Below are 7,344 nucleotides of genomic sequence, written 5' to 3'. Positions count from 1 at the left end.
CTCGATCTCGGCTATCGTGGGTTCGCCGCCGGTTGGCATGCACGGTATGTACCGGAATCCTTGGCGTACCACCGTGGCGCCGCCAGCTTCGCGCCAGCTTTCGGGGAGTCCGGCTGCGATGCGCTGGCGTGGCGCAACACGCTGCTGTTTCAATGGAAACACCTGCGTCATCCGTGGCATCGCGCGCGGGGGATGTTTGGCGTCGCCGCACGGCTGGCGCGCGACTGGGTAGCATCCTCGCCTCACAAGCAAGGCGAGGCAGCGAGCTTCACCCGCGCGTTTATGGACGCCTGGCAAATGCGTCATCAAGCTAGAAGTTCGAACTATCGCGCAACGACATCACTGACGCGCGAGCGTCAGTTCTTCGCCCGTTTCCACCCCGCATCGCTGGCCCCTTCCACTGGGAGGATTCACGCGTGAGTGGAGTGGCAAGCGTTACGACCGAAACGCGCGCGGCTTGGACCCCTGAGGCGATCAACGCGCGCGCACGAGACGAAGCGCGCCGCGCGCGGAACTACCCGATCTCGCGCTGGTATCTGCGTCCGCTCGCTGGGATTGCGTCGCGTTATCTGATGCGTTCGTCGCTGCAACCTTGCCATGTGACGTGGTGCGGCTTCGGCTGCACGCTGGCGGCGGCGGCGACCATTTTGTTGGCGCCGGCGTACTGCGCCGTGGCGGCGGCACTCATCATGGCGGCCTGGTTTTGCGATCGGCTCGACGGCCAACTCGCGCGACGACAAGGGACCGCCAGCGCTTACGGCGCCTGGCTGGATGGGAATCTCGACGAATTGGCCGACATCGCCTTGCATACCGCGTTCGCGTTCGCCGCAGCCGCGCAATGGGGAAACGTAGCCTGGTGGTTGTGGGGCGCGTTCGTCTCGGGCAAGTACCTCTTCATGTATGGATTGGCGTCGGAGAATTCCGATGCCGTGGATGCGGCGCCGACGCCTGTGACAACTTCTGGCCATTGGGCGACGCCACTCTATCACCTGCCGGCCAATGCCGACGTGCGGATTCATCTAGCCATGGCGGCAGCCTATTCCGGCGCCTGGGGCGTCGAACTGGCCGTGATCGCCGCTTACTACCAATTTCGCTGGCTGGCGCGCCATGTCCTGGTCGCGCGACGGCTGCGGCGGGAGGCGGCATGAACGCTCTTCCCACGCTAACCGTGGCAATCATCGCACAGAACGAGGCGCGAAACCTTGCGGAGCTACTGCCTTCGCTCGGTTGGGCGGACGAGGTCCTTGTCGTGGACGGCGGTTCGCGCGATGGAACCCTCGCTTTGGCGCGGCGCCACGGCTGCCGCGTTGTGGAGCGCCGTTTCGACTATTTTGCTGCCCAGCGGAATTGCGCGTTGCAACACGCGCGCGGCAATTGGTTGTTGATGCTCGACGCTGATGAGCGACCGACGCCGCGGCTCGTCCACGAATTGCGTCGACGCGTCGGAAGCGAGTCCGCATTGGGCTACCACGTGCCGATTCGCAGTCGCATCTTCGGACGCTCGATGCGTTACGCCGGCACGCAAGACGATCGACCCATCCGTTTGGTTCATCGCGATCACGCATTTTGGACCGGCGACGTACACGAAACCTGTCAGGTGCGCGGGCGTGTTGCGAGTCTATCCGCCGGACTCGAACACTGCACGTTGCCGGACGTCTCGGCGTTCTTTGACAAGATGCACCGCTACACCGCCTTGGCGGCACGTGCCCGAGTGGATCAAGGAATTCCGCCGCAATCGTTCGAGGCTTGGTTCGGTCCGCCGCGTGAGCTGTTTCGCCGACTGGCGTGGAAACTCGGCGTGCTGGATGGGCCTGCGGGCTGGGCGTTTTGTGCGCTCAGCGCGTTGTCCGTATGGGTCGGAGCGCGCGAACATCGTCGGCAATGGAAACTGCGTGATTGCAGCGGCGCGGGCGAACACCTTCGCCCTTGTGCGCTGCCGCAAGGAGGACTGGCATGATCCATCCGGAGTTGGCGCTGCCATTGTTGCCGCTGGTGCTTGATCGCCCGCCGTTCGAATTGTGCCGTGCGCTCGAACAGGAAGGGATTCCGTTTTGCGTTCACGCTCCGGGGTCGCCTGCGGGTCGCTTCGTGTTGGCCAGCGGCCGCGCCGGTTGCGCTTTTCCGCTGCAGAACGGTCAATGCCTCGTCGATCTGGATGAAGTTGTCGAGTGCTTGGGGGACGATCCCTGGCGCCAGTTGGCCGATACGCGCTCGCGTCGGGCGCAGTGGACGTTGGGGCCGCTGCCGGTCCGCGAGGAAGTATCGCTCGTCGACAAGCGCGACGTGCGCCGCCGGCTGATGGCGGCCTTGCGCGAAGCGATCGAACGGCGCGGCGGCGTGTGGCTGAAAGTGGGCAGTTGCCCCTTTCCGTACCGCGCGGCGTTCTGTTTGCGGATCGATCACGACGACTATCACACGGAAGACTTTCACGCACTGCTCCACGCGTTGCGCGGGCAGGAACGCGCCGTCAGTCACTATGTTTGCGCGGCCGACTTCGTGCGGCATCCCGAAGCGCTCGCCCGACTACGCGGCTGGCACGTCGGCGGGCATGGGTTTCATCACCACACGTACGCGGACTACGAGCAGAATTTGCGCAACATTTCGCGCGGCTGGCAGGTACTGGAACGCGCTGGCTTGGCGCCGGACGGATTCGTCGCGCCGCATGGACGTTATTCAGCGGCGCTCGGCGAAGTGCTCAAGAACTTGGGAGTCTCGCACAGTTCCGAGTTTGGCCTCGCCTACGACGACGCGCCGTTTGAGCCGAGTCCCGGCGGCGTGTTGCAAATCCCGGTACATCCGGTGTGCCTCGGCGTGGTGCTGGAGGCCGCCGAGTCCTGCGGGATGGCGGCCGCGGCCGTGATCGAACCGGCGACGCGGTACTTCGAACAATGGATCGCCAATCGCTATGAAGATGGCGAGCCGGTGCTGCTCTACGATCATCCAACTGGCCGCTGGGGACGCTATCCGCAAATCGTCCGCGCAATGCTCGCCGCAGCGCGCAATTGCGGCCTGCTTTGGCGAGCCACGATGGCGGAACAAGCGCTCTGGTGGCGCGCCCGACAGAAGATCTCACTGCGCGTGCTGCGCGACGGCGACGAGTACGTGGTGTTCGCCAACGGCTTACCTTCGAACTACCAAGTGGCCGTCGAGTATTGGCGCGGCGAGCACGTAGCGCAGATGCCGCTCGCGGAGACCGTGTTGCGATTCGCTCCGTCGGCGCTCGCTTATCAACGCCGTGGTCAGCGCCCACGGTTTCAACCGGTGCGGGTCGATCGCGCCGAGGGCCTGCGCGGGCACGTGAAACGATTCTTGGACTGGGAAAAATCGACGCCGATTGAAGAGATCAACGCCAGTACCGTGAGCGGCTGGATGAAGCGCACATTGCGGAGGTGGCAAGGATGAACGCCGCGCCGCAACTAAGTACACCCGCAGAGAGTTTGACGTGGGGTGCCACTGGCGGCTTGTCCGCCAGTGCTGGAGTTGGGTCCGCCAGCGACGTCAAAACCGCACTGGCGGACAAGCCGCCAGTGGCACCCAGCGCTTGCGCTGTTCTGCCTGCGCAACTAGCAACGCCGAAACATGCGCGCACTGCAACGCGAGTCGCGCTTGCCGGATCGCTCACCGGATTTTGTTCGCCGGGCGGGGGCGAAGTGCAGTTGCGCTCGTTGGCAACATGGTTACCGAACGTGGGCGTGAATGCGCGCCCGTGGCGACCTTGGGAGGACGATTGGGACGCGTTCGACGTCCTGCATCTGGTCGGCAGCACGCCGGAATGGGTCGAATTGGCCGTCGCCGCGCGACGTGCCGGCAAACCGGTGTGCGTCTCGCCAGTAACCTGGTTTACGCTCCGCGATTTGTGGCGCGAGCCATGGCCGCTTGCACGCCGAGCCTGGGCGGGAATCAAGTATGCCGCGCGCAGCGCATGCCCACGGCTACCTTCCTGGCGACGTCGATTGTACGACGCAGCGAATTTGCTGCTGCCGAACTCCCAACTCGAAGCGGAACAACTGCGGCGACTGTTCGGCATTGCGGACGACAAACTGCGCGTCGTGCCAAACGGCGCCGATGCCCGCTTCGCCGCAGCGGATGCAGAACTCTTTCAACGTACAACGGGCTGGCGCGATTTTGTCCTTTGCGTTGGGCGCCTGGAGCCGCGGAAAAACCAGTTGGGATTGCTCCGCGCGCTGCGCGGGACGGGGCTGCCGATCGTCTTGCTGGGCGACGTGGTGCCGGGGCACGAGGACTATCTGCGGGCCTGCCAACAGGCGGCGACCGACGACGTGCTGTTCTTGCGGCGCGTCGATCACGAGAGCCCGCTGCTGGCGAGCGCTTACGCTGCCTGCCGCTGCCTGGCACTGGTGAGTTGGTACGAAACGCCCGGCTTGGCGTCTCTGGAAGCGGGGCTCACCGGCGCGCCGCTCGTGCTCACCGCCGACGGCGCGTGTCAGGAGTACTTCGGCGCCCATGCGCGGTACGTTTCGCCGGAAGATGACGGCGCGATCCGCGCCGCGGTATGGGACGCGTATCACGCGCCGCGATCGCCCGAGTTGGCTGTGCATGTCGGCCAGCATTTCACTGGCGACGCCGTAGCGCGCGCGACGAAGGAGGCTTATGAAACCCTCCTTTGATCGTGCCCGGGATTCCGAACGCGTCCGCCGTCGCCGCGTGGCCTTGCCGCACTACCGTTACGTGCGTCTGCGTTGGCGATTGCTGTTTGCGGTCATCGATGGCATCGGCTGGTGGTTGCGCGGGCGTTTCGCGGCGGTTGCCAAGCATGTAGACGACGGCCCATCAGAGCCGGCCGAAGTTCGCCGCTTGCTGCTGGTGCAACTGGACCACTTGGGAGACGCCATTATTACGCTGGCGATGTTGCCGCCGTTACGGCGGGCCTATCCGCAAGCGTCGATTGAAGTTTTGGCCTCGTCACGCAACTGCGCGCTATTCGCCGCCTGCCGCGAGGTTGATCGCGTCCATGTCGCGCGCGTGAATCGGTTCGCTTCGTGGCTGCCGGGTTTGTGGCTGCCGGCGATGCTGGCGTGGGCCTGGCGATTGCGCGGGCGCCACTTTGATCTGGGAATAGACGTGCGCGGCGAGTTTCCCCATGCGCTGCTGTTGTGGTTAGCGGCCGTGCGACGTCGCATCGGCTGGCATGCCGGCGGCGGCGGATTCTTGTTGACCGAGAGCCCCGAGTTCGTCCCGCAACGGCCGGAAACCGAGAGCCGCGCCGCGCTGTTGGCATTGCTTGGAATCCGAACAGAATCGCCGATCCTGCCGAGGCTCACGGCCCGCGCGGATGATCGGCTCTGGCCGCCACGCACCGATACCAAACGACGTCCGAGGATTGTGTTCCACATTGGCGCCGGCACCCCGGCTAAGCGCTGGCCCGCGGCGCACTGGCGTGAATTACTGGGACGAATGATTCTCAGCGGCGATTTTCAGATCGCGCTGGTGGGGGGCACCGGAGATCAAGAACGGGCCGCCGAAATCCTGGGCGATCAGCCATGGCCGCAGGTGATCGACGCCACGGGCAAGCTGGAGCTTTCTCGCACGGCGTCCCTGCTCGCGGGAGCGGACTTGTTCATCGGCGCCGATTCCGGGCCCGCGCATCTGGCCGCGGCCCTTGGCACGCCGGTCGTCGTGCTGTTCAGCGGCACGAATCACGCCGCCCAATGGCAACCGCGCAGCGAACACGTCACTGTCGTGCGCCATGACGTCGCCTGCTCGCCCTGCCATTTGCGCAGCTGCCCGTGGGCCGAACACCCGTGCATGACGCGAATTACGCCGAGCGACGTGCTCGATGCGGCGCTCGCCATGTTGCGCGCGGAGACCTGGCGTCCAACGACCACGGCGTCGCCGAACTTGATTCACGAAGCCGCTTAACCAGGAATGCATAACAGCATGGTCGCCTCGAATCGTCCGCCGGTCGACGCAAATCGTGCGCGACCGCTGCACAACGCCAGGCAACATTTGGGCCTCCTGTTCTGGAATCGTCGCGAGGCGGTGAACAGTTCGCCGCGCTCGATTCCGGCCTGGCACGCGGCGTTGTTCGCCGCGTGGTGCCTCTTGGTGACTGCCTGTTATCTGTATTGGTTGTTTCGCAGCTTTTCGTAACGCCGGTGAAATCGACATGTTGGCCTCGTTCACATCCATCCTGACGCTGGTCGCCATTCTGCTCGCCGCCTACGGCGTGGGACGGCCGCTGGTGCGCGCCTGGCGACTGGAAATGGAGGATCGCTGCGCGCTGGCCGTATGGAGCGTGTCGCTCGGATTAATCGTGGTCGGCGTCCTCTGGATGGGGCTAGGCTGCGTCGGCTTACTGTATCTCGAGTTGATCGCCGTATTCACAGTGGCGGCCGCCAGTTGGGGCATCGGCGAGATCGTGCAGGCATCGATTCATCGTCGAACATGCCCAGTATTGCGCGAGAAGGTGATGGATGAGCTGGGCCCACAAGCTTCGCGCATTTGGCTAAAGCTATTCGGCGCTTGTTGCCTGATCGCTTTGCTGGCGAGTTTAACGAGCGCTGTCGCGCCCCCAACCGCCGGAGATGCGTTGTGTTATCACCTGGAGTTGCCGAAGCGATTTCTTCAGGAACATCGCCTCGCCTACTTGCCTGACCATGAGAACTCCACGTTTCCGTTGCTCGTGGAGATGTGGTACTTGTGGGCGCTGGCGCTCGACGGTGGCGTGACGGCACAGCTCATGCATTGGGCGCTCGGCGGTCTGCTGGCCCTGGCCGCGGTACTGCTGGCGCGGAGTGTCGTAGGGCGCGACTGGGCCTGGTTTGCTGGCGGCATCGTGTTGCTCGCGCCCGGCGTGACGAATCAAATGACGGCGCCGTTGAACGACGTTGGTCTGGCGGTGTTCACGACGCTAGCCGTGGCAGCCTGGTGGCGCGCCGCGATCGACGACGACGGACCGCACTGGTATCTGTCGGCCGGCTTGATGCTTGGCGGCGCGATCGGCGTGAAGTACCTCGCGTTGCTCTTCGCGGCGGCCTTGTTCACTACTTGGTTCGGCTTGGCATGGCGCGATCGCGAGCGGACGAAATCCTGGCTGCGCGGCGCCGCTATCATGGTCGTGCTCGCGTCCGCCGTCGCCGGGCCGTGGTACGCGCGGGCTGCCTATTACCGCGGCAATCCGGTCTATCCGTTTTTTCAAAGCGCCCTCGATGAAAGCGCCGCGCCGACGATTCGAGAAAGCAAGTTGCCGCTCGGGCGCACCCCGTGGGGACTGCTTGCGGCGCCCTGGGCAGTCACGATGCACGCTGAAGATTTCGGCGGCCGCGGACATCAACTCGGGGCGGCTTTCCTGGCGTTACTACCGGGACTGCTGATCGCGCGGCG

Annotated in this window: 8 protein-coding genes; all 8 read left to right on the top strand. The window is 64.7% G+C overall.

Features of this window, described 5'->3' with window-relative positions; genetic code table 11:
• The coding region (locus SGJ19_11410) for a hypothetical protein (protein MDZ4780851.1) at positions 1-420 on the top strand (420 nt) is incomplete at its 5' end.
• Complete coding sequence (locus SGJ19_11405; GenBank protein ID MDZ4780850.1) at positions 417-1,148, top strand: CDP-alcohol phosphatidyltransferase family protein; 732 nt, start codon at positions 417-419, stop codon at positions 1,146-1,148. The genes SGJ19_11410 and SGJ19_11405, both read left to right, overlap by 4 nt.
• A complete protein-coding gene (locus SGJ19_11400; protein ID MDZ4780849.1) occupies positions 1,145-1,957 on the top strand; it encodes a glycosyltransferase family 2 protein in 813 nt (270 codons plus the stop codon). The genes SGJ19_11405 and SGJ19_11400 overlap by 4 nt, the downstream gene beginning before the upstream one ends.
• Complete coding sequence (locus SGJ19_11395) at positions 1,954-3,402, top strand: DUF2334 domain-containing protein (protein MDZ4780848.1); 1,449 nt, start codon at positions 1,954-1,956, stop codon at positions 3,400-3,402. The genes SGJ19_11400 and SGJ19_11395 overlap by 4 nt, the downstream gene beginning before the upstream one ends.
• Positions 3,403-3,692: 290 nt before the next feature.
• Positions 3,693-4,628: a glycosyltransferase gene (locus tag SGJ19_11390; protein ID MDZ4780847.1), complete on the top strand. Its 936-nt coding sequence runs from the start codon at positions 3,693-3,695 to the stop codon at positions 4,626-4,628.
• Positions 4,612-5,880, top strand: a complete 1,269-nt coding sequence (locus SGJ19_11385; protein MDZ4780846.1) for a glycosyltransferase family 9 protein — start codon at positions 4,612-4,614, stop codon at positions 5,878-5,880. Before SGJ19_11390 ends, SGJ19_11385 begins: the two co-directional genes overlap by 17 nt.
• An 18-nt stretch (positions 5,881-5,898) precedes the next feature.
• Positions 5,899-6,111 carry a hypothetical protein gene (locus tag SGJ19_11380; GenBank protein MDZ4780845.1) on the top strand — a complete coding sequence of 71 codons (213 nt, stop codon included), beginning with the start codon at positions 5,899-5,901 and terminating at the stop codon, positions 6,109-6,111.
• 16 nt (positions 6,112-6,127) lie between these two features.
• Positions 6,128-7,344: phospholipid carrier-dependent glycosyltransferase (locus tag SGJ19_11375; protein ID MDZ4780844.1), on the top strand; the 1,217-nt coding region annotated here is incomplete at its 3' end.

The sequence above is a fragment of the Planctomycetia bacterium genome (assembly GCA_034440135.1).
Taxonomy (GTDB): Bacteria; Planctomycetota; Planctomycetia; order Pirellulales; family JALHLM01; genus JALHLM01.
The sequence above is the reverse complement of the archived record's forward strand: the minus strand, read 5'-3'. Positions and strand labels throughout refer to the sequence as shown.

Bases quoted from the DNA above. Each gene is read 5' to 3' on its own strand.
- SGJ19_11380 (MDZ4780845.1), top strand. From the start codon at position 5,899: ATGGTCGCCTCGAATCGTCCGCCGGTCGACGCAAATCGTGCGCGACCG.
- SGJ19_11400 (MDZ4780849.1), top strand. From the start codon at position 1,145: ATGAACGCTCTTCCCACGCTAACCGTGGCAATCATCGCACAGAACGAG.
- SGJ19_11395 (MDZ4780848.1), top strand. From the start codon at position 1,954: ATGATCCATCCGGAGTTGGCGCTGCCATTGTTGCCGCTGGTGCTTGAT.
- SGJ19_11385 (MDZ4780846.1), top strand. From the start codon at position 4,612: ATGAAACCCTCCTTTGATCGTGCCCGGGATTCCGAACGCGTCCGCCGT.